This is a genomic window from Actinacidiphila yanglinensis (assembly GCF_900107965.1).
Lineage (GTDB): Bacteria > Actinomycetota > Actinomycetes > Streptomycetales > Streptomycetaceae > Actinacidiphila > Actinacidiphila yanglinensis.
In genome coordinates, this window is record NZ_FNVU01000011.1 from 61,970 (window position 1) to 88,777 (window position 26,808).

24 protein-coding genes and 1 tRNA gene are annotated in these 26,808 nt (G+C 73.5%); 12 read left to right on the forward strand and 13 right to left on the reverse strand.

Going from position 1 to position 26,808, the window contains the following annotated elements:
• Window positions 1-20: 20 nt before the first annotated feature.
• A complete protein-coding gene (locus C4U44_RS24235) occupies window positions 21-2,294 on the forward strand; it encodes a xanthine dehydrogenase family protein molybdopterin-binding subunit (protein ID WP_407642886.1) in 2,274 nt (757 codons plus the stop codon).
• A 223-nt stretch (window positions 2,295-2,517) separates the two neighbouring features.
• Here the strand turns inward: C4U44_RS24235 and C4U44_RS24240 are convergent, their stop codons facing one another.
• Window positions 2,518-3,249, reverse strand: a complete 732-nt coding sequence (locus C4U44_RS24240) for an isocitrate lyase/PEP mutase family protein (RefSeq protein WP_103888110.1) — start codon at window positions 3,247-3,249, stop codon at window positions 2,518-2,520.
• The gene (locus C4U44_RS24245) at window positions 3,246-3,692 is read right to left on the reverse strand and encodes a carboxymuconolactone decarboxylase family protein (RefSeq protein ID WP_235032313.1); all 447 of its coding nucleotides are present in this window, start codon (window positions 3,690-3,692) and stop codon (window positions 3,246-3,248) included. Before C4U44_RS24245 ends, C4U44_RS24240 begins: the two co-directional genes overlap by 4 nt.
• Window positions 3,693-3,905: 213 nt before the next feature.
• Here C4U44_RS24245 and C4U44_RS24250 point away from each other — a divergent pair, with 213 nt between their 5' ends.
• Both C4U44_RS24250 and C4U44_RS24255 read left to right on the forward strand, forming a co-directional pair.
• Complete coding sequence (locus C4U44_RS24250) at window positions 3,906-5,057, forward strand: SPFH domain-containing protein (RefSeq protein ID WP_103888112.1); 1,152 nt, start codon at window positions 3,906-3,908, stop codon at window positions 5,055-5,057.
• A 124-nt stretch (window positions 5,058-5,181) separates the two neighbouring features.
• Window positions 5,182-6,321 (forward strand): hypothetical protein, encoded by a 1,140-nt coding sequence (locus tag C4U44_RS24255; protein WP_200823381.1) that lies wholly within the window; start codon window positions 5,182-5,184, stop codon window positions 6,319-6,321.
• Between the two features lie 27 nt (window positions 6,322-6,348).
• On the opposite strand, the gene C4U44_RS24260 is transcribed toward C4U44_RS24255, so the two are convergent.
• Window positions 6,349-6,422 (reverse strand) — tRNA-Cys (locus C4U44_RS24260).
• A gap of 199 nt (window positions 6,423-6,621) precedes the next feature.
• Here C4U44_RS24260 and C4U44_RS24265 point away from each other — a divergent pair.
• The gene (locus tag C4U44_RS24265) at window positions 6,622-8,196 is read left to right on the forward strand and encodes an MFS transporter (RefSeq protein ID WP_103888113.1); all 1,575 of its coding nucleotides are present in this window, start codon (window positions 6,622-6,624) and stop codon (window positions 8,194-8,196) included.
• On the opposite strand, the gene C4U44_RS24270 is transcribed toward C4U44_RS24265, so the two are convergent.
• Window positions 8,169-9,245: an SMP-30/gluconolactonase/LRE family protein gene (locus C4U44_RS24270; RefSeq protein ID WP_103888114.1), complete on the reverse strand. Its 1,077-nt coding sequence runs from the start codon at window positions 9,243-9,245 to the stop codon at window positions 8,169-8,171. The genes C4U44_RS24265 and C4U44_RS24270 overlap by 28 nt on opposite strands.
• A 234-nt stretch (window positions 9,246-9,479) precedes the next feature.
• Between C4U44_RS24270 and C4U44_RS24275 the strand changes: the two genes are divergently transcribed.
• From C4U44_RS24275 to C4U44_RS24285, 3 genes are all read left to right on the forward strand, one after another.
• Window positions 9,480-11,273 carry a DEAD/DEAH box helicase gene (locus C4U44_RS24275; protein ID WP_103888115.1) on the forward strand — a complete coding sequence of 598 codons (1,794 nt, stop codon included), beginning with the start codon at window positions 9,480-9,482 and terminating at the stop codon, window positions 11,271-11,273.
• Window positions 11,274-11,539: 266 nt separating this feature from the next.
• A complete protein-coding gene (locus tag C4U44_RS24280) occupies window positions 11,540-12,316 on the forward strand; it encodes an IclR family transcriptional regulator (RefSeq protein ID WP_103888116.1) in 777 nt (258 codons plus the stop codon).
• A 231-nt stretch (window positions 12,317-12,547) separates the two neighbouring features.
• On the forward strand, window positions 12,548-13,333 hold the full coding sequence (locus tag C4U44_RS24285) for a hypothetical protein (RefSeq protein ID WP_103888117.1): 786 nt from the start codon (window positions 12,548-12,550) through the stop codon (window positions 13,331-13,333).
• Between the two features lie 36 nt (window positions 13,334-13,369).
• Here the strand turns inward: C4U44_RS24285 and C4U44_RS24290 are convergent, their stop codons facing one another.
• From C4U44_RS24290 to C4U44_RS24320, 7 genes are all read right to left on the reverse strand, one after another.
• Entirely contained in the window at window positions 13,370-14,731 is a 1,362-nt protein-coding gene (locus tag C4U44_RS24290; protein ID WP_235032314.1) for an MFS transporter, read from the reverse strand.
• A gap of 86 nt (window positions 14,732-14,817) precedes the next feature.
• Entirely contained in the window at window positions 14,818-15,429 is a 612-nt protein-coding gene (locus C4U44_RS24295; protein ID WP_235032329.1) for an ArsR/SmtB family transcription factor, read from the reverse strand.
• 186 nt (window positions 15,430-15,615) lie between these two features.
• On the reverse strand, window positions 15,616-16,581 hold the full coding sequence (locus tag C4U44_RS24300; RefSeq protein WP_103888119.1) for a glycine betaine ABC transporter substrate-binding protein: 966 nt from the start codon (window positions 16,579-16,581) through the stop codon (window positions 15,616-15,618).
• Between the two features lie 23 nt (window positions 16,582-16,604).
• On the reverse strand, window positions 16,605-17,564 hold the full coding sequence (locus C4U44_RS24305; RefSeq protein WP_235032315.1) for an ABC transporter permease: 960 nt from the start codon (window positions 17,562-17,564) through the stop codon (window positions 16,605-16,607).
• The gene (locus C4U44_RS24310) at window positions 17,561-18,781 is read right to left on the reverse strand and encodes a betaine/proline/choline family ABC transporter ATP-binding protein (RefSeq protein WP_235032330.1); all 1,221 of its coding nucleotides are present in this window, start codon (window positions 18,779-18,781) and stop codon (window positions 17,561-17,563) included. The genes C4U44_RS24305 and C4U44_RS24310 overlap by 4 nt, the downstream gene beginning before the upstream one ends.
• A gap of 121 nt (window positions 18,782-18,902) precedes the next feature.
• Entirely contained in the window at window positions 18,903-19,550 is a 648-nt protein-coding gene (locus C4U44_RS24315) for an ABC transporter permease (protein WP_103888121.1), read from the reverse strand.
• Window positions 19,551-19,589: 39 nt separating this feature from the next.
• The gene (locus C4U44_RS24320; protein ID WP_103888122.1) at window positions 19,590-20,060 is read right to left on the reverse strand and encodes an Lrp/AsnC family transcriptional regulator; all 471 of its coding nucleotides are present in this window, start codon (window positions 20,058-20,060) and stop codon (window positions 19,590-19,592) included.
• 124 nt (window positions 20,061-20,184) lie between these two features.
• Here C4U44_RS24320 and hppD point away from each other — a divergent pair, with 124 nt between their 5' ends.
• Both hppD and C4U44_RS24330 read left to right on the forward strand, forming a co-directional pair.
• A complete protein-coding gene (hppD, locus tag C4U44_RS24325; protein WP_103888123.1) occupies window positions 20,185-21,309 on the forward strand; it encodes a 4-hydroxyphenylpyruvate dioxygenase in 1,125 nt (374 codons plus the stop codon).
• 314 nt (window positions 21,310-21,623) lie between these two features.
• The gene (locus C4U44_RS24330; RefSeq protein WP_103888124.1) at window positions 21,624-22,994 is read left to right on the forward strand and encodes an FAD-binding oxidoreductase; all 1,371 of its coding nucleotides are present in this window, start codon (window positions 21,624-21,626) and stop codon (window positions 22,992-22,994) included.
• 15 nt (window positions 22,995-23,009) lie between these two features.
• Here C4U44_RS24330 and C4U44_RS24335 read toward each other — a convergent pair whose 3' ends face one another.
• A complete protein-coding gene (locus C4U44_RS24335) occupies window positions 23,010-23,489 on the reverse strand; it encodes an SsgA family sporulation/cell division regulator (protein WP_103888125.1) in 480 nt (159 codons plus the stop codon).
• Between the two features lie 282 nt (window positions 23,490-23,771).
• Here C4U44_RS24335 and C4U44_RS24340 point away from each other — a divergent pair, with 282 nt between their 5' ends.
• The 3 genes from C4U44_RS24340 (at window position 23,772) to C4U44_RS24350 (ending at window position 26,431) form a co-directional block, all read left to right on the forward strand.
• Window positions 23,772-25,070 (forward strand): RDD family protein, encoded by a 1,299-nt coding sequence (locus C4U44_RS24340; RefSeq protein WP_103888126.1) that lies wholly within the window; start codon window positions 23,772-23,774, stop codon window positions 25,068-25,070.
• Between the two features lie 105 nt (window positions 25,071-25,175).
• Window positions 25,176-25,838 carry an RDD family protein gene (locus tag C4U44_RS24345; RefSeq protein ID WP_103888127.1) on the forward strand — a complete coding sequence of 221 codons (663 nt, stop codon included), beginning with the start codon at window positions 25,176-25,178 and terminating at the stop codon, window positions 25,836-25,838.
• Between the two features lie 119 nt (window positions 25,839-25,957).
• Window positions 25,958-26,431 (forward strand): RDD family protein, encoded by a 474-nt coding sequence (locus C4U44_RS24350; protein ID WP_235032316.1) that lies wholly within the window; start codon window positions 25,958-25,960, stop codon window positions 26,429-26,431.
• A gap of 34 nt (window positions 26,432-26,465) precedes the next feature.
• Here C4U44_RS24350 and C4U44_RS24355 read toward each other — a convergent pair whose 3' ends face one another.
• Complete coding sequence (locus tag C4U44_RS24355; RefSeq protein ID WP_103888129.1) at window positions 26,466-26,756, reverse strand: hypothetical protein; 291 nt, start codon at window positions 26,754-26,756, stop codon at window positions 26,466-26,468.
• Window positions 26,757-26,808 lie beyond the last annotated feature (52 nt).

Here is a 26,808-nt window from a genome sequence, read left to right on the forward strand (position 1 = left end):
CCGGACCGGTGGCCGAGACGCTGGCCGGGGAAGGCGGCGAACCGCACGGCATCGGCGAGCCGGTGCCCTCCACCGACGCGCTGCCCAAGGCCCAGGGCACCTACCCGTACGCGGCCGACCTGTGGGCCGAGGGCCTGCTGTGGGCGGCGGTGCTGCGCTCGCCGTACCCGCACGCGCGGATCGTCCGGATCGACACCTCCGACGCGGTGGCCATGCCCGGCGTGCGGGCGGTCGTCACCCACGAGGACGTGCCCGGCGACGCCATGCACGGCCGCAAGGTCGCCGACCGGCCGGTCTTCGCCCACGACGTCGTCCGGCACCACGGCGAGCCGATCGCCGCGGTCGCCGCCGACCACCCCGACACCGCGCGGCTGGCCGCGGCCGCGATCCTCGTCGAGTACGAGGTGCGGGAACCGGTCACCGACCCGGAGAAGGCGTTCGCGGCGGAGCCGCTGCATCCCGACGGCAACCTGATCCGGCACATCCCGCTCCAGTTCGGCGACCCGGAGGCGGTCGGCGAGGTCGTGGTCGAGGGCCTGTACCGGGTCGGCCGCCAGGACCCCGCGCCGATCGGCGCCGAGGCGGGTCTGGCCGTCCCCCGGCCCGACGGCGGCGTGGAACTGTACGTCGCCTCCACCGACCCGCACGCCGACCGCGACATCGCCGCCGCCTGCTTCGGCCTCGAAGCCGACCGGGTCAAGGTCGTCGTCACCGGCGTGCCCGGCGCGATGGGCGACCGCGAGGACTCCGGCATCCAGCTCCCGCTGGGCCTGCTCGCGCTGCGCACCGGCTGCCCGGTGAAGTTCGTGGCCACCCGCGAGGAGTCCTTCCTCGGCCACGCCCACCGCCACCCCACGCTGCTGCGCTACCGCCACCACGCCGACGCCGACGGCCGCCTGGTCAAGGTCGAGGCGCAGGTCCTGCTCGACGCGGGCGCCTACGCCGACGCGTCCTCGGACGCGCTCGCCGCCGCGGTCGCCTTCGCCGCCGGGCCCTACGTGGTGCCGCACGTCTTCGTCGAGGGCTGGGTGGTGCGCACCAACAACCCGCCCTCCGGGCACGTCCGCGGCGAGGGCGCGGTGCAGGTCTGCGCGGCCTACGAGGGCCAGATGGACAAGCTGGCCGCGAAACTCGGCCTGGACCCGGCCGAGATCCGGATGCGGAACGTCCTGGCCACCGGCGACCTGCTGCCCACCGGCCAGACCGTCACCTGCCCGGCGCCGGTCGGCGAGCTCCTCAAGGCCGTGCGCGACGCGGACCTGCCGCCGCTGCCCGACGGCGACGACGAGTCCCAGTGGCTGCTGCCCGGCGGCGTCTCCGGCGCGGGCGAGCCCGGCGCGGTGCGCCGCGGGGTGGGCTACGCGCTCGGCATGGTGCACCTGCTCGGTGCCGAGGGCGCCGACGAGGTGTCCACCGCGACCGTGCGCATCCACGACGGGCGGGCCACCGTGATCTGCGCGGCCGTCGAGACCGGCCAGGGCTTCACCACGCTCGCCCGGCAGATCGTGCAGGAGGTGCTGGGGGTCGACGACGTGCGGGTGCTGCCGTCCGACACCGACCAGCCGCCGGCCGGGCCCGCCGCGCGCGGGCGGCACACCTGGGTGTCGGGCGGGGCGGTGGAGCGCGCCGCGAAGATGGTCCGCACCCAGCTCCTCCAGCCGCTGGCCGCGAAGTTCGGCATGTCCGTGGAACTGCTGACCATCGCCGACGGCAAGATCACCTCCTACGACGGGGTGCTGTCCACGACCGTCGCGGAGACCCTCGACGGGAAGGAGCTGTGGGCCACCGCGCAGTGCCGCCCGCACCCCACCGACCGGCTCGACGACACCGGTCAGGGCGACGCGTTCGTCGGTCTCACCTTCTGCGCGGTGCGGGCGGTGGTCGACGTCGACATCGAGCTCGGCGCGGTCCGCGTGGTCGAGCTGGCCGTCGCGCAGGACGTGGGGCGGGTGCTGAATCCGCGGCAGCTCGCCGCACGGATCGAGGCCGGCGTCACCCAGGGGCTCGGGCTCGCCCTCATGGAGGATCTGCGGGCGCCCCGCGGCATCGTCAAACGCCCCAACCTCACGGGGTATCCGCTGCCGACCGCGCTCGACGCGCCCGACGTGCGCATCGTCAAGCTCGTCGAGGAACGTGATGTGGTCGCGCCGTTCGGTGCGAAGGCGGTTTCCGCGGTGCCTGTCGTGACGTCTCCGGCCGCGATCGCCGCGGCTGTTCGCGCGGCGACGGGGCGGCCCGTCAACCGTCTTCCGATCCGTCCCCAGGCCGCCGTCGTCAAACCCCCCACCCCGTAAGCCCCCCGGGGCGCCCCGCCGTTGCCCCCACGGCCCGTCCCCACCCGCGCCCCTTGGGTTGGTGACGCTCTTTTCGCGGAAGAAGCCGCACATACCAGGGGCGCGGGGAACTGCGCGGCAAGCCACCGCGGACCGCAAGGTCCCCCACGCGCAGGACGGGGCACCCCCGGGGCCGCGGAAGAAGCCGCACCGCAAGATCCGGGGACCTACGGGGGCGGGTACTTCAGGCGGTCAGCCCTTCCGCTACCGCGCGGAGCGCATCGGTTGCCTGCTGCTGCAACCCCCCTCCGAAGGTGACCCGGGTCGCTCCGAAGACCCCGAGTTCGCGGGGTGCGGGCCCACCCGCCTTGCACAGCGCGTTCACCGGAATCCCCACCCCCTCCGCGATCGCGGCCAGTTGGGCCGGCGGCGCGAGAATCGGGTAGAGGACATCCGCTCCCGCGCGGGCGTAGAGCAGGCCGCGGGCCACCGCCGCCGCGGGCGTCCGCTCCGTACCGTGCAGGTAGACGTCGACCCGCGCGTTGATGACGAGCGCGTCACCCGCCGCACTCCGCACCTCCGCGAGGAACTCCGCCTGGGCGGCCGGGTCCCGGAGCGCACCCGTCGCGGGATCGGAGTCCTCCAGGTTGCAGCCGACGGCCCCCGCGTCGAGCAGCCGCTCCACCAGTTCCTTGGCGGGCAGCCCGTACCCGGCCTCGACGTCCGCGCTGACGGGCACCTCCACCGCCCGGGTGATCCGGCGGATCGCGGCGAACATCTCGGCCGGGGGAGTGCCGTGCCCGTCGGAGTAGCCGAGCGACGCCGAGACCCCCGCGCTCGGCGTCGCGAGGGCGGGGAAGCCCGCGTCCGCGAACACCCGCGCGCTGGCGGCGTCCCACGGACCGGGCAGCACCAGGGGATCGTCGGCCGCGCGGCCGTGGTGCAGGGCGAGCAGCGCGCTCGCGGTGCCGCTCATGCCCGTGCCCCGGGCGGGGTGCGGAAGGCCACGTTGAAACGGTTCCACGCGTTGATCGCCACGATCGCACCGACCAGGTGGCTCAGTTCGGCCTCGTCGAAGTGCTCGGCGGCCCGGGCGTAGACCTCGTCCGGCACGAACCCGTCGGTGAGCAGGGTCACCGCCTCGGTCAGGGCGAGTGCGGCCCGCTCCTTCTCGGAGTAGAGGTCGCCGGCCTCCTCCCAGGCCGCGAGCAGGTCGATCCGCTCGTCGCTCTCGCCCGCCTTGCGGGCGTCCTTCACGTGCATGTCCAGGCAGAACGCGCAGTGGTTGATCTGGGAGGCCCTGATCTTGACCAGTTCCCCGACCACCGGGTCCAGCCCCTTCGCCGGGGCCTGACTGAACGCCAGCATCGTCCTGAAGACATCCGGCGCGTGCTGCGCGTACCTCGCTCGTCGTGTCATACCCCTGACGCTACGGCCCGCGCGGCCCGCTGACATGGGCCACTGGCGCACGTGATCTCGGGGCCAATCCGCTGCGGGAACCGGCGGCTCCGGAGCCCGCGTCTTTGCGGACACGCCCCGGGGCGGTTGTTAGAGTGCCCGGGTTCGGGCGCGCCCGGGCGCTTGGACGGTATGGGCGGGATGTGCGCGAAAAGCGCGGAATGGGGGACGGGCGTGGGCCTGTTCGACGCGATCCGGGGCGAGTTCATCGACATCGTGGAGTGGACCGACGACAGTCGGGACACCCTCGTGTGGCGTTTCCCGCGGCACGACAACGAGATCAAGATGGGCGCCCGGCTCGTCGTCCGCGAGTCCCAGACGGCGGTGTTCGTCAACGAGGGGCAGATCGCGGACGTCTACACCCCGGGCACGTACACCCTCCAGACGCAGAACATGCCGGTGCTGTCCACCCTGAAGGGCTGGAAGTACGGGTTCGACTCGCCGTTCAAGGCCGAGGTCTACTTCGTCACGACCCGCCAGTTCACCGACATGAAGTGGGGCACGGCGAACCCGGTGATCGTGCGGGACGCCGAGTTCGGGATGGTCCGGCTGCGCGCGTTCGGCTCGTTCGCCGCGAAGGTGGTGGACCCGGCCGCGCTGCTGCGCGAACTGGCCGGCACCGACCCGCAGTTCCGCACCGAGGAAGTGCAGGAGTACCTGCGGCAGCTGATCGTCGGGCGGCTGTCCAACGCGCTGGCCACCTCGGGCGTGCCGATGCTGGACCTGGCCACGCAGCAGGACGCGATCGGTGCCCGGCTGGCCGTGGTGCTCAGCGAGGAACTCGCCGCGGTCGGCATCTCCGTGCCGAAGTTCGTGATCGAGAACATCTCGCTGCCCCCGGAGGTCGAGCAGGCCATCGACACCCGCTCGCGGATGGGCATCGCGGGCAACCTCGACCGGTTCACGCAGTTCCAGGCGGCGAACGCGATCGGGGACGCGGCCCGCAACCCGGGCGGCGCGGGCGAGGGGGTGGGCCTGGGCATCGGCATGGCGATGGGCCAGCGGATCGCCGCGGGGCTGACCCCGCAGGGCGCCCCGGCTGCCGCGCCCGCCACCCCGGCGCCGGCCGCCGCAGCCGCTCCGGCCCCCGCCGCGGCCGTCCCGCCGCCGCTGCCCCGGCCCGCGCAGTGGTTCGTCGGGATCGGCGGCGCCCAGCAGGGCCCGTACGACAGCACGGCGCTGTCCGGCCTGGTCGCCGCGGGCAGCCTCACCCGCGAGACGCTGGTCTGGAAGGACGGCATGGCCGGCTGGCTGCCGGCCGCCCAGGTCCCGGAGGTCGGCGGGCTGTTCGGCGCCGTTCCGCCGCCGCTGCCGCCGCAGGCGTGAGCACCCGGGCACCGGGCAGGGCGGCGGTACGCACGCCGCGACGTGCGTCGGCACGCACGCCGGCACACCGGGCACGCGCGGGGCGCGGGCCCGGACGGACGACGAGGGTGGGGAGAGCACAGCCATGAGCACGGAAGAGCGCGGCCCGGAGGACGTCCCGGCCGCCGGTCCCGCGGGGTCGGGCGCGGGCGGCCAGTCGTACCCCTGCGAGGCGTGCGGCGCCACCGTGGAGTTCGCGCCGGGCGCCGGCGCGCTGAAGTGCCCGTACTGCGGCCACGAGCGGCAGGTCACCGCGGTGCCGCGGCAGGTGCGGGAGCACCCCATCGAGGAGCTGGCGGCGCTGCCGGCCAAGCCGCGGGCGACGGCGCTGGGCGCGGCGCTCGCCTTCCTCTGCCCCGGCTGCGGTGCCCGCACGGAGACCGACGACCTGTCGGCGCGCTGCCAGTTCTGCGCGACCCCCCTGGTCGCCGACCCGGAGCTGACCGAGCGGGTGGTGCCCGAGGCGGTCGTCCCGTTCGGCCTGGACCGCGGCGCCGCCCGGGACCGCCTCAACACGTGGACGTCCTCGCGGTGGTTCGCGCCGGGCAGCCTGAAGAAGGTGACCGAGGCGGAGACGTTCAAGGGCAGTTACCTGCCGCACTGGACCTTCGACGCGGCGACCACCTCCCATTACGAGGGCCAGCGCGGCATCCACTACTACACCACCGAGACCTACACCACGACGGAGAACGGCGAGCAGGTCACCCGGACCCGGCAGGTGCGGCACACCCGCTGGCACCACGCCTCCGGCACCGTCGCGCGGGGCTTCGACGACCTCCTGGTGGCCGCCACCGGCCATGTCGCGACCGAGCAGCTGGACAAGCTCACCCCCTGGCCGCTGGCGGAGGCCCGCCCCTACCAGCCGGAGTACCTGGCCGGCTTCCAGACGGTCCGCTACGACGTCGAGCCCGAGCAGGGCCTGGAGACGGCCAAGCAGCGGATGGCGCCGGTGATCGAGGCGGACTGCCGCGCCGACATCGGCGGTGACGAGCAGCGGGTCTCCTCGGTGGACACGCGCTACGACGACGTGACCTTCAAGCTGATGCTGCTGCCGGTGTGGTTCCTGACGTACCTGCACGCGGGCCGCAGCTGGCAGGTCATGGTGAACGCCCGCACCGGCGAGGTGATCGGTGAACGCCCGTACAGCGCCGCGAAGATCACGGCGGCGATCGCCGCCCTGGTCGCGGTGATCGCGGTGATCGTCGCCGTGGTGGCGCTCAGGTGAGCCGCCGCCGCCGACGGCGGGACGGGGTGGAGGCCGCGACCGGATTCGAACCGGTGTAGCTCGCTTTGCAGACGAGTCCCTGACCACTCGGGCACGCGGCCGTGCTGGTTTCCTGCTGTGCTGGTGTGCTGCGTCCACAATCGCGGGCCGCACGGCCGCGGGTCAACGCCCCGGCCCGTGCCGCAACAGGACTGCCATACGCCGTTCATGGACCGGCCCGGCCGCCTCGGGCCGGGGGCGGAGCCGATTTCGGACGACGGGTAGGGGCGCACCATGCTCGGTGCCCCTTACCCTGGCCGGATGGCATCGACGGGACCGACCACGCGAAGTGGCGGCGGCGACGGCCGGCTCGCCGCGGCCGGGACGTCGGCCGCCCTGACCAGGACGGCCACGACGGACAGGGGAGCCAAGGAGGCCGAGGGAGCCGAGGCGGCCGACGGCGGCGTGCTGTCGCGCCGTTACCGCGCGCTGACCCTCGGCATCGTCTCGGTGGTGCTGCTGATCGCCTTCGAGGCGACCGCGGTGAGCACCGCGATGCCGGTCGCCGCCCGGGAGTTGCATGGGCTGGGGCTCTACGCGTTCGCGTTCTCCGGGTACTTCACCACCTCGCTGCTCGCGATGGTGGTGAGCGGGCAGTGGTGCGACCGCAGCGGGCCGACGGCCCCACTGGCCACCGGGATCGCCGGGTTCGCCGCCGGTCTGGTGGTCAGCGGGACCGCCGCGTCGATGGGCGTGTTCGTCCTGGGCCGCGCGGTGCAGGGCCTCGGCGGCGGCCTGGTGATCGTGGCGCTGTACGTGGTGGTGGGCCGGGCCTACCCGGAGCGGCTGCGGCCCGCGGTGATGGCCGCGTTCTCCGCGTCCTGGGTGGTGCCCTCGATCGTCGGGCCGCTGGTGTCCGGGACGGTCACCCAGCAACTCGGCTGGCGCTGGGTGTTCCTGGCGATCCCGGTGCTGGTGGTGCTGCCGCTGGCGGTCATGCTCCCCGCGCTGCGCCGGGCCACCCGGGGCGCGCGGGAGGAGCGGCGCCGGTCCGGGCCCGGGCGCCGGCTCGACGCCGGCCGGATCTGCTGGGCGGCGGCGCTGTCCGGCGGGGCGGCGCTGCTCCAGTACGCGGGTCAGGACCTGCGCCCGTGGTCCGCGCTGCCGGCCGCGGCCGGCGCCGGGCTGCTGGTGCCGGCGGCGCTGCGGCTGCTGCCGCACGGGACGTTCCGCGCCGCGCGGGGCCTGCCCACGGTGGTCCTGATGCGCGGCATAGCGGCCGGCTCGTTCATGGCCGCGGAGAGCTTCGTGCCGCTGATGCTGGTCACCCAGCGGGGGCTGTCCCCGACGCTGGCCGGGCTGTCGCTGGCCGGTGGCGGCCTGACCTGGGCGCTGGGCTCCTCCGTCCAGGCCCGGCCGCGGCTGGAGCCGGTCCGCGAACGGCTGGTGCAGGTCGGCATGGTGCTGACCGCCGGCGCGATCGGCTCGGTGCCGCTGGCCCTGCTGCACGCGGTGCCGCCGTGGATCGTGGCGGTGGCGTGGTGTGCGGGCGGCCTCGGCATGGGGCTGGCCATCTCGGTGCTGAGCGTGCTGATGCTGCGGCTGTCCCCGCCGGCCGAGGCCGGCGCCAACTCCGCCGCCCTCCAGGTCTCCGACTCGCTGTCCAACGTGCTGGTGGTCGGCGCCGCCGGCACCGTCTTCACCGCGCTCGGCGGTGGTTCGGTGGGCGCCGCCGGCGGGGCCGCCGCCAGCGCCGCGGCCGGCCATCCGGCGGCGTTCGCGGCGGTGTTCCTGCCCGCGGCGGCCCTCGCGCTGTCCGGCGTGGCGGTCGCGGCCCGGCTGCGCGCCGGGCGGGCGCCCGCCCGCGGTCAGGAGACGGCCACCTCGAGCGTGTAGTGGACCATGCCGTCCAGCGCGAGCGCGCCGCGGTGGTAGGCCATGCCCTGCGGGAGGGCGCAGGGCAGTTCGCGGGCGCCGACCGGGTGCGTCAGGGTGCAGTCGAGGACGTGCTCGGTGGTGTGGCTGTGCGCGACGACCTCGGCCCTGCCGCCGGACAGGTGCAGGACGTAGTCGTCCAGTCCGCTGGTGGAGGTGTCGTCGTCGAGCGCGTCGACGTAGACGCCGTCGGCCCCGTCCCCGGCCAGCGACTCCACGTGCAGCCGGCCGGGACCGCCGGCCAGTCCGGCGATCCGCTGCGGCACGGGGACATGCGCGGCCTTGCCCTCCGGGGTGACCCGGGTGATGCGGTCGGCGAGGCCGTCGAGCGGCCTGGCCACGGACATGAAGTACACGTCGCCGGCCGCGTCGGCGGTGGACCGCACCGGCACCTCGTCGCTGTCGGCGTCCAGGGTGGCGCTGTTGGCGGGGGAGTCCAGCACCTTCGTCACGACGCCGTTCCTGACCGCCCACACGGCCATGGAGTCCTGGACCAGCAAAGTGCCGTCCGGCCGCGACCCCAGCGGCCGGGCCACGCCGACGAACGGCCCGGAGCCCGCGGCCGCCACCGTGCCGGTCGCCTTCCCGGGCGCCGGGTCGGGGACGCCCGCGAGTGTGGACGCCTTGCCGTGCCGGTCGACCCGCAGCACCCCGCCGCGCACGCCGACCGCGAGCGCGCCGTCCGGGAGCACCGCGAGCCCGCCGGTGACGTAGGCGCCGGCCCGCCACACCCGCGACACCTTGCGGTCGGGCGAGATCCGGAACAGGTCGGTGCGCAGCAGGTAGAGCGAGCCGTCGGGGGCGAAGGCCATCCCGTCGTCGGCACGGATCGTGTTGAGGTCCAGGCCGGACCCGGCCTCGTCGGCGGTCAGCAGGATCGCCGCCTGGCCCCGGCCCGGCGGCCGGTAGGGCGTGCCCGCGTGCCTGCCGCATCCGCCCAGCACCGCCACCGCGGCCAGCACCACCGCACCGGCCAGCGCCCGCCTGTGTCGGCCCCTGCCGCCTTCCATTCCGCCCCCCGGCTTCGTCCGCGCCCGCCACGGCTCGTGTCGCGTCCCCGCAGTCTGCCGCACCGGGGGCGCACCACGCCCCGCCAGGGCACCGCAGTGTGAGGTGGGTCGCACCGCCGCGGCACGCTCCCGTCCTCGCCGGCGGCCGGCGCACCGCCCGGTAGGCTGAGGCGGTTTTCGTACCGAACCGCCCCGCGCGCGGCCGCCCGCGCCGACAACCCCCTTACGGAGACCGTGACTACCGCCGCCTCGCACCCCCACTCCCACCACCTGTCGCCCGCCTTCCCGGGCAGGGCCCCCTGGGGCACGGCGAACAAGCTGAGGGCCTGGCAGCAGGGCGCCATCGACGCCTACGTGGCGGCGCAGCCGAGGGACTTCCTCGCGGTCGCGACCCCGGGCGCCGGCAAGACCACCTTCGCGCTCAGCCTGGCGTCGTACCTGCTGCACAACCACATGGTGCAGCAGATCACCGTGGTCGCCCCGACCGAGCACCTCAAGACGCAGTGGGCGGACGCCGCCGCGCGGATAGGGATCAAGCTCGACCCCGACTACAGCGCGGGCCCGGTCGGGCGGGAGTTCCACGGTGTCGCGGTGACGTACGCGGGTGTCGGGGTGCGGCCGATGCTGCACCGCAACCGCTGCGAGCAGCGCAAGACCCTGGTGATCCTCGACGAGATCCACCACGCGGGCGACAGCAAGTCCTGGGGCGAGGCGTGCCTGGAGGCGTTCGAGCCGGCCACCCGGCGCCTGGCGCTGACCGGCACCCCGTTCCGCTCGGACACCAACCCGATCCCGTTCGTGACGTACGAGGAGGGCAACGACGGCATCCGCCGGTCCGCGGCCGACTACACGTACGGCTACGGCAACGCGCTCGCCGACGGCGTGGTCCGCCCGGTGATCTTCCTCAGCTACTCCGGCACCATGCGCTGGCGCACCCGGGCCGGCGACGAGCTGTCCGCCCGCCTCGGCGAGCCGATGACCAAGGACGCCACCGGCCAGGCGTGGCGCACCGCGCTCGCGCCCACCGGCGACTGGATCCCCAACGTGCTCAAGAGCGCCGACCAGCGGCTGACCGAGGTCCGCAAGGGCATCCCCGACGCGGGCGGCCTGGTGATCGCCACCGACCAGGACTCGGCCCGCGCCTACGCCAAGCTGCTCAAGGAGCTGACCGGGCACAAGCCGACCCTGGTGCTCTCCGACGACACCGGTGCCTCCAAGCGGATCGAGCAGTTCGCCGGGTCCGAGGACCGGTGGATGGTCGCGGTCCGGATGGTCTCCGAGGGCGTCGACGTGCCCCGGCTCGCGGTCGGCGTCTACGCCACCACCATCTCCACCCCGCTGTTCTTCGCGCAGGCCGTGGGCCGCTTCGTCCGGTCCCGGCGGCGCGGTGAGACCGCGTCGGTGTTCGTGCCGACCATCCCGATGCTGCTGGAGTTCGCCAACGAGATGGAGGTCGAGCGCGACCACGTGCTCGACAAGCCCAAGAAGGGCGGCGAGGAGGACCCGTTCGCGGAGGAGGACCAGCTCCTCGCGGAGGCCGAACGGGCCGAGGACGAGGCCACCGACGACGACATGCTGCCCTTCGAGGCGCTGGAGTCCGACGCGGTCTTCGACCGGGTCCTCTTCGACGGCGCCGAGTTCGGCATGCAGGCCCACCCGGGCAGCGAGGAGGAGCAGGACTACCTCGGCATCCCCGGGCTGCTGGAACCGGACCAGGTGCAGATACTGCTCCAGCGGCGGCAGGCCCGGCAGATCTCGCACAGCAGGAAAAAGCCGGACGAAGAGGCCGATCTGCTCGAACTGCCCGCCGAGCGGCGGCCGATCGTCACCCACCGCCAGCTCCTCGAACTGCGCAAGCAACTCAACACCCTGGTCGCCGCGTACCACCACCAGAGCGGCAAACCGCACGGTGTCGTCCACAACGAGCTGCGCCGGGTCTGCGGCGGGCCGCCGAGTGCGGAGGCGAGCGCGGGGCAACTCGCCGAGCGCATCAAGAAGGTCCAGGAATGGGCGACCCGAATGCGGTGATCTCCGCCGGATTGTAGGTGATCCGCCGTCCGGTGAACCTCAAAGTCCGGTCAAGGGAACGCCCGGATTGTGGACGACCCCTTCCGCTCAGCGGTACTCCCTCGCTACGGTGCCGGTCACGCACGCGCCGTGGCAGTGCAGCCGCGGAGCGCAGCCGGGTAATGAACCGACCGGCGGCCTCTCCGCGCACTGCCGCGGGACCGGCAGTGCGCACCCGATCGTGGGGACTGTGGGATGCGCCGCCGATTTCACGAGGAGGGGGCGTCGTGACCGCGGAGACGTCTCAAACGCTCGACCGGGGCCTACGGGTTCTCAAGCTGCTCGCCGACACCGATCACGGCCTGACCGTGACCGAGTTGGCCGCGAAGCTCGGGGTGAACCGGACGGTGGTCTACCGCCTGCTGGCCACGCTCGAGCAGCATTCGCTGGTGCGGCGCGACCTCGGCGGGCGGGCCCGGGTGGGCCTCGGGGTCCTGGGGCTCGCCCATCAGGTGCACCCGCTGCTGAGAGAGGCCGCGCTGCCGGCGCTGCGCGCGCTGGCCGAGGACATCGGGGCGACCGCCCATCTGACCCTGGTCGACGGCACGGAGGCGCTGGCCGTCGCCGTGGTCGAGCCGACCTGGACCGATTACCACGTGGCCTACCGCACCGGTTTCCGGCACCCGCTGGACCGCGGCGCCGCGGGGCGGGCGATTCTCGCCGGCCGCGGCATGCAGCCCACCCCCGACGGGGGCGGCTGGGAGCACGCGGACGGCGAGGAGGTCGCGGAGGTCGCGGAGTTGGCCCTGCGGGCGGCTGTGGCCGGGGAGGTGCTCGACGGGACCGATCGCCTGATCGGGGCGGGGGGCGCGACGAATCATGCGAGGTATGTGATCACGTCCGGTGAGTTGGAGGCCGGTGCGGCGGGTGCGGCTGCGCCGCTGCTCGGGGTGCCCGGGATCGAGGGCAGCGTCGGGGTTGTCATGCTCGCGGAATCCGTCCCGGAACGGGTGGGTATGCGTGTGGTCGAGGCGGCGACGGAGGTGTCCGAGGCGTTGCGCTGACGCGTGGGCGCCCTGACCCTCCGGGGTGCCCCGTCCTGTTGCCACGGGACCTTGCGGTCCGCGGTGGCTGTTCGCGCAGTTCCCCGCGCCCCTGGTGTGTGCGGCTCCTTCCGCGAAAAGAGGGCCACCGACTCAGGGGCGCGGGGGAACTGCGCGAGTAACCAGCCTCCGGCAGGTGGTCCCGGGACGGGGGGGACGGGGGCACCCGGGGGGACCGGTTAAGCTCGGCGCATGCTCGCATCACGCCGGACCGTGACCCTCGCCGTGTGCGCCGCGGTCGTGGTCGCGCTGCTGGCCGTGGCCGCGCTCGCCCCGCTCCCGATGTCCATCGTGCAGCCCGGGCTGACGGCCAACGTGCTGGGCAACGACAAGGGCACCCCCGTGATCACGGTGACCGGGGCGAAGGTGCGCCCGACCAGCGGCCAGCTCCGGATGGTGACCGTCGCGGCGACCGCCCCGAACGCCAGCGTGCACTTCTCGGACGTCGCGAAGGCCTGGTTCGACACGAGCGAGGCGGCGATGCCCCGCGACGCGGTCTACCCCAGCGGCGGCTCGGTCGCGCAGATCGAGAAGGCCAACGAGAAGGAGATGACCGACTCGCAGCAGGACGCCACCACGGCCGCCCTGAAGCACCTCCGCCTCTCCTCGTCGCAGGTGAAGGTCACCCTCCGGCTGGCCGACGTGGGCGGCCCGAGTGCGGGCCTGCTGTTCAGCCTCGGCATCATCGACAAGATCGACGGCGACGGCCACGGCGGCGACCTGACCGGCGGCCGGGTGATCGCCGGCACCGGCACCATCGACGGCTCCGGCAAGGTCGGCGCGGTCGGCGGGGTGCCGCTCAAGGAGAGGGCCGCCGTCCGGGACGGCGCCACCGTCTTCCTCGTGCCGCGCGGCGAGTGCAGCGACGCCACGGCCGAACTGCCCGGCGGTCTGAAGCTCATCCCCGTCACCAGCCTGGACAGCGCGCTGTCCGCGCTGTCGGCCGTACGCGCGGGCCAGAAGACCGCCACCTGCTGACCGCGGGTCCGCCGGCCGGCCGGCGCCCCGCCGGTGCTACGACTCCGCGGCGACCGGCTCCGGCGCGGCCTCGGCCGCGACGGCACCCGCCGCGTCCCACGCGCGGAAGGCGGGCAGGACGAACGGGCTCAGCGTGGTCAGCAGGTAGAGCGTGCCGGCCGCCGCCATCGCGGTCCGCAGCCCGGCGTACTGCACCAGGTACCCGCCGAGCAGCCCGCCCATCGGCACCGCGATCAGGACGCCCGAGGTCACCGCGCCGAACACCCGGCTGCGCAGCCGCTCCGGGACCAGCCGGACCATCTCCGTACCGATGATCGGGTTGAGCATCCCGGCGCCCAGCCCGCACAGCGCGCACACCACGATCAGCGGCGCCAGCCCGGGCACGAACGCGCCCACCGCGTAGCGCGGGAAGCCGCAGCACAGGAAGCCGCCGATGAACAGGGCGCGCTGCGAGAACCGGTGGCCGACCGCCCCGAAGAGCAGCGAGCCGACCAGCGCGGAGGCCGCGAACGTGCCGGAGACCGCGCCGAGGGCCACCGACCCGCCCAGGTGCCGTCGGGCGTCGACCGGCAGCAGCACCGACGACCATGCCTGGTCGATCGCGTTGGTCACCATCACCATCGCGACCACCGCGAAGAGCAACCGGGCGCGCACCAGGTAGCGGTACCCCTCGGCCAGTTCGGCCCGGTAGGCCGCGAACGTGGTCCGTCCTCCGGTCGCGTCGGCCGACGCGACCGGGGCAGCCGCCACCGCGTTTTCGCCGCGCGCCCGCTCGGAGACGCCCAGGCCGATCAGCAGTGCCGAGACCGCGAAGGTGCCCGCGTCCAGCACCAGGACGTTCGCCGCGCCGATCCCCGCGATCAGCAGGCCGGCCAGGGGAGCGCCCAGCATCCGCGCCCCGCGCGAGGCCCCCTCGTATCCGCTGGAGGCCCGCGCGACGGTGGTGCCGGCCCGTTCGGCCAACCGCGGCATCAACACCTCTCGGGCGGTCTCGCCCGGGGAGTGGAACAGCCCGCTGACGGCGACCAGCACCAGCAGCAGGCCGTACGTCAGATGGCCGGTCATGTGCAGGACGGGTACGGCGGCCACCGCCAGCGCGCACACCGCGTCGGAGACCACGCTGGTCACCGTGTAGCCGAGCCGGTCGATCAGCGGGCCGCCGAGCAGCGCGGCGAGCACCACGGGGACGGTCGAGGCGAAGGCGACAAGACCGGCGCGGGCCGGGCTGCCGGTGGTCGACAGGACGAACCACGGGATCGCCACCAGCGTGAGCATGTTGCCCGCGATGGAGATGACGTTGGCGGTGAGCAGCAGGACGAGCGGGCGCCGGTCCCGCGGCCGGCCGGATATCAGGTGGCCCGGCTCCGGGCCGGAAGCGGGCATGGCTGACGTACTCATGGCGGGTCCCCCCGTGGTGTGCGATGAGTGGGTGGTGCCGGCCGGGCCGGCGGTGCGGAAAGCGGTGTGGCAGGCGGTGCGGGCGGTCAGTCGGCGCGACGCGGGAACGCGTGGAAGTGGACGCGGACGCTGGCCGAGCCGTCGGCCGCGGGGCTGCGCGGGTGTGCGTCCTCGGGCGGCTCGGGCACCCGGCCGCGGTAGGAGTCGACCAGCGCCTGCACCTTCTCGCTCAGTTCCAGGAGGAGTTCAGGGGTCAGCCGCAGGGTGAAGTTGCTCATGTCGCCGGCGCCGCGCCAGGCCTCGGGCCACTCGTGCGAGGTGCCGAGCCAGGCGGTGAGCTGCTCGGTGTGGTTCACGGCGACCTGGTGCATGAAGGACTGGAGCGCGCCGCGCACCTCGGGGTCGGGGTGGTCCAGGAACTCGTCGACGCTGTCGAACCGGGTACCGCGGTGCACCGCCCGCCACCACCGCTCGCGGCCGGTGCCGCGCTCCGGGTCGTCCTCGACGAAGCCCCGCGCGGCAAGCTGCCGGAGGTGGTAGCTGGTCGCCCCGCTGGACTCGCCCAGCCGGCTGCCGAGCCCGGAGGCGGTGGCCGGCCCGTAGTCGCGCAGCGCACCCAGGATCTGCATCCGCAGCGGGTGGGCGAGGGCGCGCAGCGAGCGCGGGTCGAGCACGCGGACGGTGCCGTCGTCGAGCACCTGATCGGCGCTGCCGGCGCTGCCGGCGGTGCCGGCCGGGTGCGCCGGCGGCGTGCGGTCGGGGTCTGCGGGATCTGCGGGGCGGACGGCGTCCGCGGGGTTCTCGGGCACACTCGTACCGTAGGGGCATGCAAAGACTCTTTGCAACACTTCTTTGCAAAAAATCTTTGCATCTGTGCGACCGGCTCAACCCTCGGTGAGGAAGCCCTCCTTGACCAGCCAGTCCTTCGCGACGCTCTGCGGGTCCTGGCCGTCCACATCCACCTTCGCGTTGAGCTGCTGCGCGACCGCGGTGTCGAGCTTCGCGCTGATCGGGTCGAGCAGCTTCGCGATGACCGGGTACCGGTCGAACGTCTTGGAGTGGATCACCGGCGCCGCGTTGTAGTTGGGGAAGAAGTTCCGGTCGTCCTTCATCACCGTCAGGTCCATGGACCTGATCCGGCCGTCGGTGGTGTACACCTCGCCCAGCAGGCAGGAGCCGGACTTGTTGATCTGGGTGTAGATGATCCCGGCGTCCATCTTCTGGATGCTGCCCGACGGCAGGTTCATGCCGTACGCCTTCTCCATCCCGACCAGGCCGTCCTGGCGGGAGGCGAACTCGTTCTCCACGCACAGCGAGACCGCCTTGGGGTTCCCGCGGGCCAGCGCCGCCACCTGGGAGAGCGTCCGGAGGTGGTACTTCGCCTCGTTGCCGCGGCTGATCGCGAGCGAGTAGGTGTTGTCCAGGGTGGACGGCGGCAGCCAGGTCAGGCCGTTCTTCACGTCCTCGTCGCGCACCGCCGCCCATTGCGCGTGCGGGTCCTTGATCGGGGTGGTGTGCCCGAGGTAGGTGATCCAGGCGGTGCCGGTGTACTCGTACATCGCGTCCGCCTGGCCGGTCCTGACCGCCTCGCGGGCGCCGATCGAGCCGGTGATGTTGGTGCGGTCCAGCACGGAGGCACCCGCGGCCTTGAAGACCAGGCCGATCATCTCGCCGAGGATGATGTTCTCGCTGAAGTTCTTCGAGGTGACGGTGAGCGAGGCGCCCTTGAGCGGCTTACCGCGGCCGAGGGTGCCCGGCCGCACGTCGGCCACCAGCGGGCTGCCGCTGGTCAGCCCGCACGACGACAGGACGGACAGCGCCGACAGCGCCAGCAGCGAGAGCGCCCCCACCGCCCTGCGCCTGCCGGCCCGCCTCACGTGTCCGCCCCGAGCCCGCGCGGCCGCAGCAGCGCCTCCGCGATCGAGGCGAGCCAGTCCACGAACAGGGCCAGGGCCACGGTGAGGATCGACCCGAGGATCAGCACCGGCATCCGCTGGTTGACGATCCCCGACGTGATCAGGTCGCCGAGCCCGCCGCCGCCCCCGAAGGTCGCCAGCGTCGCGGTGCCCACGTTGAGCACCAGCGCGGTGCGCACGCCGGCCAGGATCAGCGGGACCGCGAGCGGGAGTTCGACCCGGGTCAGCACCCCGGGCGGGGACATCCCGATGCCGCGCGCGGCCTCCACCATCGTCGGGTCGATCGCCCGCAGCCCGGCCACCGTGTTGGACAGCACCGGCAGCACCGCGTACGCCACGATGCCGATGATCGCGGTCCGCGCGCCGATGCCCAGCCAGATCACCAGCAGCGCCAGCAGGCCGATCGCCGGGGTGGCCTGCCCGATGTTGGCCAGCGCGGTGAACGCCGGGGCGACCGGCCGCAGCCGGCGCCGGGTCAGCGCGATGCCCAGCGGGATCGCGATCACCAGCACCCAGAAGGTGGAGATCGCGGTCAGCCGGATGTGCTGCCAGAGCCGCAGCTGCACGTTGCCGTTGTCGAGCGAGTTGTGCTCGATCGCGTCCAGGTGGATGTGGGTGATCCACAGGTAGGTGGCGACCAGGGCGACCACCAGCACGGCCGGGGTGAACACCAGCTTCTGCCAGGTCACTTTGCGGGCCGGCCGGTGCGCGGCCCGCCCGGCGGCGGCGTCGGCGTCCTCCCCGGCACCCGCCGCCGCGCCGTCGTCGCCGTCCGCGACCGCGACCGCCCCGCCGTCGTCCCAGCGGTTCGCCCCGCCCCGCGCGCCGTCGTCCCCGGGCGCGGAGGGCTCCCCGGGCGGGGTGCCGGGCGCGCTCGGCGCGTCGTCGCGCCCGCCGGGCGGGCGTATACCCGTCACGACGGCGGCTCCCCGTCCCCGCCGGGGTCCCCGGCGACCGGGCTCGCGTCCTGCTCCCGGCCTGTCCTGACCTGGTCCAGCTCGTGCCGGTGCTCCAGCGCGGTCAGCCGGTCCGCCTCCAGCATCTCGTGCACGGAGTTCATCAGCGTCTCCATGTCCACCACGCCGATGAACTCCCCGCGCCGCCCGGTCACCGCGACCCGCCCCCCGCTGTCGGTGAGCACCGCTTCCAGCGCGTCCCGCAGCGTCGCGTCCCGGGTCACCGTGTGCGTGACGAGGGTGCCGGAGCGGGCCAGCGAGCCCCGGGCCCGCAGCAGGTCGCCGCGCCGCAGCCACTTGTACGGGCGCCGGCGGTGGTCGAGCAGCAGCAACTCGTTGTGCTGGCCGGCGCGCAGCAGCTCGACGATGGACTGGAGCGGTTCGTCGACCGTCACCGCGGCGAAGTCGGCGATCTCCACGTCCCGCACCCGGGTCAGGTTCAGCCGCTTCAACGCCGCGCCCGCGCCCACGAAACCGGAGACGAACTCGTCGGCCGGGTTGGTCAGGATCGCCTCGGGGGTGTCGAACTGCGCGATGTGCGACCGCTCGCGCAGGACCGCGATCCGGTCGCCCAGTTTGATCGCCTCGTCGAAGTCGTGGGTGACGAAGACGATCGTCTTGTGCAGGTCGCGCTGCAGCCGGATCAGCTCGTCCTGGAGGTGGTCGCGGGTGATCGGGTCGACCGCGCCGAACGGCTCGTCCATCAGCAGCACCGGCGGGTCGGCGGCCAGCGCCCGTGCCACGCCCACCCGTTGCTGCTGGCCGCCGGACAGCTGCCGCGGGTAGCGGCCGTGGAACTCCCGAGGGTCCAGGCCGACCAGGTCGAGCATCTCCTCCACCCGGTCCCTGACCCGGGTCCGGCCCCAGCCGACCATCTTCGGCACCAGCGCGATGTTCTCGGCGACCGTCATGTGCGGGAACAGCCCGGAGGACTGGATCGCGTAGCCGACCTTGCGGCGCAGCTTCACCGGGTCGATCGCGGTGACGTCCTCGTCGCCGATCCTGATCCGCCCGGACGACGGCTCGATCAGCCGGTTGATCATCTTCAGCGTGGTGGACTTGCCGCAGCCGGACGGCCCGACCAGGATCACCGTCTCGCCGGCCTTGATCTCCATGCTCACGCTCTCCACCGCGGGACGCGGGTTGCCCGGGTAGCGCTTGGTCAGGTTCTCCAGCACGATCGTCGCGCCGGACGCGGGCCCGCCGGGCGTCCCCGGACCCCGGCCCTCGCTCCGGCCCCGCTCGTCCTGCGGGCCCGCCCCCGCCTCCGCCGTGACGCCCGCCTCCGCCTTCGCCGCCTCAGCCACGAATCCCCCTGGGGATGGTCAGCCGGCCGATCAGCACGTAGCCCGCGTCGAAGGCCAGCGCGAGCACGATGATGCCGAGCGTGCCGGCCAGCACCTCGTTGAGCGCGTTGGCACTGCCCAGCGAGGCGATGCCGGTGAAGATCTCGTTGCCGAGGCCGGGCCCGGAGGCGTACGCGGCGATCGCGGCGATGCCCATCAGCATCTGCGTGGAGACCCGGATGCCGGTCAGGATCGGCGGCCACGCCAGCGGCAGCTCCACCCGCAGCAGCCGGGCCGTGCGGGACATCCCGATGCCGCGGGCGGCCTCCACCAGCGAGGCGTCCACCCCGCGCAGGCCGACGATCGCGTTGCGCACGATCGGCAGCAGCCCGTACAGCACCAGGGCCGTCACCGTCGGGGGCACGCCCAGGCCGAGGATCGGGATCAGCAGGCCGATCAGCGCCAGCGAGGGCACGGTGAGGATCGCCGCGGTGGTGGTGACCGCGAGGTTGCCGGCCCACTCGGTGCGGTAGGTGAGCACCGCGATCAGCACCCCGATCACGGTGGCGATGACCATGCACTGGAAGACCGCGCTGGCGTGCTGGTAGGCGTCCACGAGGAGTTGCTGGTGCCGGGTGGAGAGGAACTGCCAGAAACCCACCGCCGGCCTCCTCCCGTCGTCTCGCGTCCCGCGCGGACGTCAGGTGTCCCGCGCGGCCTGCTCCACCAGCGGGATGATCCGCAGCGGTACCGGGTTCTCCATGACGATCGCCGTGGCGGCCCGGACAATGCCATCAAAACCGACGACCCGGTCGATCACCCGCTGGAGATCGGCGTTCGAGCGGGCCACCAGCCGGCACAGCATGTCGCCCTCGCCGGTCGTGGTGTGCAGCTCCAGCACCTCGGGCACGCCCGCCAAATGGGCCCGCACGTCCGCGCCTTGGCCCTGCCGGATCTCCAGGGTGGCGAACGCCGTCACCGGGTAGCCCAACGCCGCCGGGTCCACCTGGGGCCCGAAACCACGGATCACCCCGTTGGCCCGCAGCCGGTCGAGCCGGGCCTGCACGGTGCCGCGCGCCACCCCCAGCCGCCGCGACGCCTCCAGCACGCCGATCCGCGGCTCCTGATCCAGCAGCGTGATCAGCCGACCGTCCAGCGCGTCGATCCCCATCCCCGTCCGTCCTCCATGGTCATACTGCACACATTGACGGTACGAGCCTGGCCATCACTGGGCACTGTGTCCAGCGAAAACCGGAACTATTGCGCACCCTGAAGGGCGGGGAGACGCTTTTCCCATGACTGCAGACACCGGGACCAAGGATGCTTTCCCCGTCAAGGGCATGGACGCCGTCGTCTTCGCGGTGGGCAACGCGAAGCAGGCCGCGCACTACTACTCCACCGCGTTCGGTATGCGCCGGGTCGCCTACGCCGGCCCCGAGAACGGCAGCCGCGAGACCGCGTCGTACGTCCTGGAGTCGGGCGGTGCCCGCTTCGTCCTCACTTCAGTGGTGAAGCCGTCCACCGACCACGGCCGCTTCCTCGCCGACCACGTGGCCGCGCACGGCGACGGTGTGGTCGACCTCGCCATCGAGGTGCCCGACGCCCGCGCCGCCTACGCGTACGCCCTCGCGCACGGCGCCACCGGCCTCGCCGAGCCGTACGAGCTGAAGGACGACCACGGCACGGTCGTCCTGGCCACCATCGCCGCGTACGGCCAGACCCGGCACACCCTGGTCGACCGCACCGGCTACGACGGTCCCTATCTGCCCGGCTACGAGGCCGCCGCGCCCCTCGTCGAGCCGCCCGCCGCCCGCTTCTTCCAGGCCGTCGACCACTGCGTCGGCAACGTCGAACTCGGGCGGATGAACGAGTGGGTGGCGTTCTACAACAACGTCATGGGCTTCACCAACATGAAGGAGTTCGTCGGCGACGACATCGCCACCGAGTACTCCGCCCTCATGTCCAAGGTCGTCGCCGACGGCTCCCGCAAGGTCAAGTTCCCGCTCAACGAGCCGGCCGCGGGCAAGAAGAAGTCCCAGATCGACGAGTACCTGGAGTTCTACGGGGGGCCCGGGGTCCAGCACATCGCGCTGGCCACCAACGACATCGTCGCGTCCGTCCGCGCGATGCGCGCCGCCGGGGTGGAGTTCCTCGACACCCCCGACTCGTACTACGACACCCTCGGGGAGTGGGTCGGCGAGACCCGCGTCCCGCTGGACGAGCTGCGCGAGTTGAAGCTGCTCGCCGATCGCGACGAGGACGGGTACCTGCTGCAGATCTTCACCAAGCCGGTGCAGGACCGTCCGACGGTGTTCTTCGAGATGATCGAGCGGCACGGGTCCATGGGCTTCGGGAAGGGGAACTTCAAGGCGCTGTTCGAGGCGATCGAGCGCGAGCAGGAGCGACGGGGGAACTTGTAGGGGTCCGGGGTCCCCCGGGCTGCCCCGTCCCCGGTGTTACGGGACCTTGCGGTCCGCGGTGGCTTGGGGGTACCTCCCAGGCGGAGCTCTGGGGGAGCGCAGTTCCTCCCCCAGCCTGGCGGCTGGGTGGGGGTGCCCCCGGCGAAGCCAGGGGGAGTGCCCCCACGCGCCCCTTGCTGGTTGCCCTGTTTTCGCGGAGGCAGCCGCACAAACCAGGGGCGCGGGGAACTGCGCGGGCAACCACTGTCGGACCGCAAGGTCCGGGCACTGCCGCGGCCGGGCAGGGCGGGAGGACGGTATGCGAGGCTAAGAGTATGCGCGACGATGTGAGGGCCGAGCTGGCGGCGGGGCTGCCCCCGGATGCGATAGTGACCGATCCCGACGTAGTGGCCACCTACGCAAGGGACATGGCCGGCTTCTCGGACGCGGGCACCGCGGACCTCGTCGTGCGGCCCACCTCCGTGGAACAGGTCCAGCACGTGATGCGGACGGCCACGCGGTTCGACGTGCCGGTCGTGCCGCAGGGCGCCCGCACGGGGCTGTCCGGCGGAGCCAACGCGGTGGACGGCTGCATCGTCCTCTCGCTCGCGGCGATGGACCGCATCCTGGAGATCGACCCGGTGGACCGCGTCGCCGTGGTGGAGGCGGGCGTGGTCAACGCGGTGCTGTCCCGGGCGGTGGCCGAGCAGGGCCTGGCCTATCCGCCGGACCCGTCGAGCTGGGAACAGTGCACGATCGGCGGCAACATCGCCACCGGTGCGGGCGGCCTGTGCTGCGTGAAGTACGGCGTGACCGCGGAGTACGTCCTCGGCCTCGACGTGGTGCTCGCCGACGGGCGGCTGCTGAGCACCGGCCGGCGCACCGCGAAGGGCGTCGCCGGGTACGACCTGACCCGGCTGTTCGTGGGCTCCGAGGGCACGCTCGGTGTGGTGGTCAGGGCGGTGCTCGCGCTGAGGCCCGCCCCACGCGAACAGCTCGTGCTGGTCGCGGAGTTCCCGTCGGCCGCGGCGGCCGGCGCCGCGGTGTCGGCGATCATGGCGAGCGGCCACGCCCCCTCGCTGCTGGAGTTGATGGACGGCGCCACGGTGCGTGCCGTCAACGACATGGCGCGGATGGGCCTGCCCGAGAGCACCGAGGCGCTGCTGCTGGCCGGTTACGACTCCGCCGACCCGGCCGCCGATCTCGCCGCGCTCGGCGAGCTGTGCACGGCGGCGGGGGCCACCGACGTGGTGCCGGCCGAGGACGCCGCCGAGTCGGAGATGCTGCTCCAGGCCCGGCGGCTGGCGCTGCCCGCGCTGGAGCGGATCTCCACCGCCTCGCTGATCGACGACGTGTGCGTGCCGCGCAGCAGGCTCGCCGACCTGCTCGACGGGGTGGCCGCGATCGCCGCGAAGTACGAGCTGACCATAGGGGTGTGCGCGCACGCCGGTGACGGCAACACGCACCCCATCGTCTGCTTCGACGCGCACGACCCGGACGAGACCCGCCGGGCGCGCGAGTCCTTCGACGCGATCATGGAGCTGGGCCTGTCGCTGGGCGGCACCATCACCGGCGAGCACGGCGTGGGTCTGCTGAAGAAGGACTGGCTGGCCCGTGAACTCGGCCCGGTCGGGCTGGAGTTGCAGCGCGGCGTGAAGGCGGTCTTCGACCCGAAGGGGCTGCTCAACCCCGGCAAGGTGCTCTGAGCGCGCCCGGCGCGGCTACGCACTCGCGTCCGGGGTGTCGTCGGAGTCGGCCCACGGATCGGCCAGCCACAGGTCGTCCCCGGCCGCCGGGGCGAGCAGCCGGCTCAACCCGTCGTCCATGCCGAGCTGTTCGTGCTCGCTGCCCGGCGGCACCACGCGCAGGGTGCGCTCCAGCCACGCGGCCACCGGGGAGGACGGCGCCTCCAGCAGCGCGTCGCCGTCCGGGGAGCTGAGCGCGAGGCACAGCACGCTGCGCCCGAGGACCTTCGTCGGCCAGATCCGGACGTCGCCGTGCCCGCACGGCCGGAACACGCCCTCCACGATCAGCTCGCGCGCGAACGTCCAGTTGACGGGCGCGTCGGAGCCGACATGGAAGGTGACGTGCACCGCGTACGGGTCGTCCGTGCGATAGGCGAGCCGGGCCGGTACCGGAATGCTTCGTTCCGGTGAGAGTACGAGCTGCATCTCGAGTTCGCGTTCCACCACGTTCTGCATGAGTCCGACGTCCTTTCCTTGGCGCGGTGGCCCCGGGGGCGGGTGTCGCAGCGGGGCCTGCACCGGGAAGAGAGCGCGTGCCTCGCCAACCATTACGCGGGTTTCCCCGATTCGGTTCAGATTTCCAGAACCCGGAGCGCAGGGCGGCACATCGGGGTAATGACGTGTCAACGAGACGCCCACGCAGGGGGTACGTGGCACGGCGGACACGCCGGGTCGGCCATTCTGGTAGATGTGGACGTCACACCACCCCGCGGCCGAGCAGATACGGAACTGTGAACCATGAGCGCACCCACTTCTGGCTCCTCCGGTTCGTCGGCGTCCTCCCAGCCGTCCGCCACCCCGGGTGGCTCCGGCGCACCGGTGCCGGGGTACTACCCCGACCCCTCGATCCCGAACTACATCCGCTACTGGAACGGCTCCGCCTGGGTGCCGGGCACCAGCCGCCCGGCGCCGGTGGACGCCGCCCCGGCTCCCGCGGCGGCCCAGGAGGCGGCCGGCCGCGCGGTCGACGAGTCCGGCCCGATGTTCCTCGACGAGGACCCCGCCGCACCCGCCGCCGTGCAGTGGCCGGTCGCGGGGCAGGCCCCCGAGCCGCAGCAGGATCAGGTGCCCGACCCGCGGCAGGGGCAGGTGCCCGACCCGCGGGCGCCCCAGGCCCAGGAACCGGCGCCCTCCTGGCCGGCGCCGGCCCGGCCGGAGCGGCAGCTGCCGCCCATTTCCTGGGGCGCCCCCGCGCCGGCTCCGGCGCCTGCACCGGCCCCTTCTCCTTCGCCCGCTGCTCCCGGCACCGGCCCGGCCGCCGGCGACCCCCGGCAGCCCGCCCTGCCCCGGTCCCCGGAGCACCCGTCGCTGCCCGCCCCCGCGTCCGGTCCGGGCCCGGCCCCCCTCCAGCAGCACCAGCCGCAGCCCCAGGCCGTGCCCCAGCCTCAGCCGGTGCAGCAGTCGCCGTTGGTGCCCGCACCGGCGCCCGCGCCCGACCCCGCCGCGCAGGCGTCCCCGCCGTGGGCCGCGCAGGTGCAGGACCTCGCGCGTGGCGAGGGTGTCGTGCCCTGGCGGCCGCCGGTGGCCGACCCGTTCGGCGCGTCCCAGGGGCACGACCGGCCCGGCGGGCTGGTCCGCCGGTTCCTGGCGCGACTGGTGGACACCGTGGTGCTGGCCGCGGTGACCGGGGTGGCCGCGGTGCCGCTGGGCACGGCGGCGTACCACCACGCCAAGGACAAGGTCGACCAGGCGCGGCTGACCGGGGAGACGGTCAGGGTCTGGCTGATCGACGGCACCACCGGCGTCCAACTCGGCACGGTGCTGGCGGTGTTCCTCGTTGCCGGAGTGCTCCTCGAAGTGCTGCCCACGGCGAGGTGGGGACGCACCCTCGGGAAGCGGCTGGTGGGGTTGCAGGTGCTGGACATCGAGGCGCAGGTCCCGCCCGGCTTCGGTGCGAGCGTGCGGCGCTGGCTGACCCGGACCGTGCTGAACCTGCTGGTCGTCGGCGTGGCCGGGGTGGCGTGGTGCCTGTTCGACCGGCCGTGGAAGCAGTGCTGGCACGACAAGGCGGCACGCACCTTCGTGGCCGTCGGGTAGCCGCGCCCGGGGCCCTACCCCGGACGCCGTACGCCCGCCCGTCGCCGTACTCCGTTCGGCTGCCGCCCGCGGGCGGCAGCGCGACCGGCGGGTTTGACTCGGGGCATGAGCAGCGATCAGCCCGGCGGCGGTTCGCCGTACGACAAGCCGTCAGGCGGCGGGACCCCGCCGAACCAGCCGCCGCCCGGCAGCCCTTACGGCGGCGGCCCGCACGGTGCGCCGCCGCCCGGGGACGGTGACCAGGGTCCGTACGGTCGCAATCCGTACGAGCAGAACCCCTACGGCCAGAACCCGTACTCGGGTGGCCCCGGCGAGCCCGACCCGCTGGCCGGGATGCCGCCGCTCGCCGAGCCGGGCAAGCGGGTGCTGGCGCGGATCATCGACATCATCATCGTGCTGATCCCCGCCTTTCTGCTGGACTGGGCGGCGGTCGGGCTGCAGGAGAGCGACTTCAGCTCGGGGCGTTCCGCGGTCGGCGGGATCTTCACCGCCGGGGTGGGCTTCGTCTATGAGTTCCTGATGACCCGCGCCACCGGGCAGACGGTGGGCAAGCGGTGGATGGGGCTGCGGGCCGCGATGCTCGACGACGGCAGCGTGCCGAATTCCAACGCCGCCGCCGTGCGCGCCGCGATCCTGTGGATTCCGGCGTTCTGCTGCTCGTGCGTCTGGTTCCTCGTGATCGGCGCGACCGTCCTGGTCGACCGGCCCTACAAGCAGGGCATCCACGACAAGGCCGCGAAGACGGTGGTCGTCCAGACGTCCGGCTGACCTGGGAGCCTTGAAGCAGGGGAGCGCCGGGGGAACGTCGGGGAAGAGGCGGACCCGCGGCCGGGTCCGGGGCAACCCGGGGGTGTGCCGTCACTCGAACGGCTGGTTTACTCAACGCCATGACGGCAGATCTCCCCGCGGACATGGCACCGCTCGCCACCCTCGGACAGCGGTTCCTGGCCCGGCTGATCGACACGGTCGTCCTGGTCGCGGTGGTGGTCCTGGTGAGCTGGGCCGCGCTCGGTGACGAGATCCGGCACGGGACGGACGAGGCGCTGGGCAAGCGCGCACTGGTCGCGGTCCTCGGCTACATCCTGTACTTCGCGATCGAGGGTGCGATGACCGCCGCCCGCGGCCAGACCGTCGGCAAGCTGGCGCTGCGGATCCGCGCGGCCCGGCTGGTCGACGGCGGGGTGCCCGGGTCGGCCGGCTGGCTGCGCGCCGCGGTCTACGTGCTGCCCGCGGTGCTGAGCGCCATCCTGATCGGCCCGTTCTTCTGGCTGGTCAACTCGCTGTGGTGCACGTGGGACCGGCCCTTCCAGCAGTGCCTGCACGACAAGGCGGCCAAGACCGTGGTCGTGGCCGCCTTGTGAAGCGTTCGCGGGCGCGCTGGGTAACCAGGGGCACCTAGCGGAGCGAGTGCTCGCCCACCCGCGCCTCGGCACGCTGCACCGGGGTACCCACGCGCGCCCGCGGCACCGCCGCCGGAACCGTGGGTGCGGGACGGGCCGTGGCGGCTGCCTTGCGGACGCCCGGACTCACCACGGCCGCGACGAACAGGCCGAGTACCAGCCCGAGCGCGGCGACGGCGACCACCGCGCCGGCGGAACGCACATCCGCCAGCAGGAGCACCGCGAGGGTGAACAGGACGACGGTCAGGGAACCGTAGGCGACTTGCGCGTTCGTAGGACGTGGCATGAGGGGAACCGTCCTCGGGGTACGTCGATGCGGGGGCACGCTGACGGGGGGT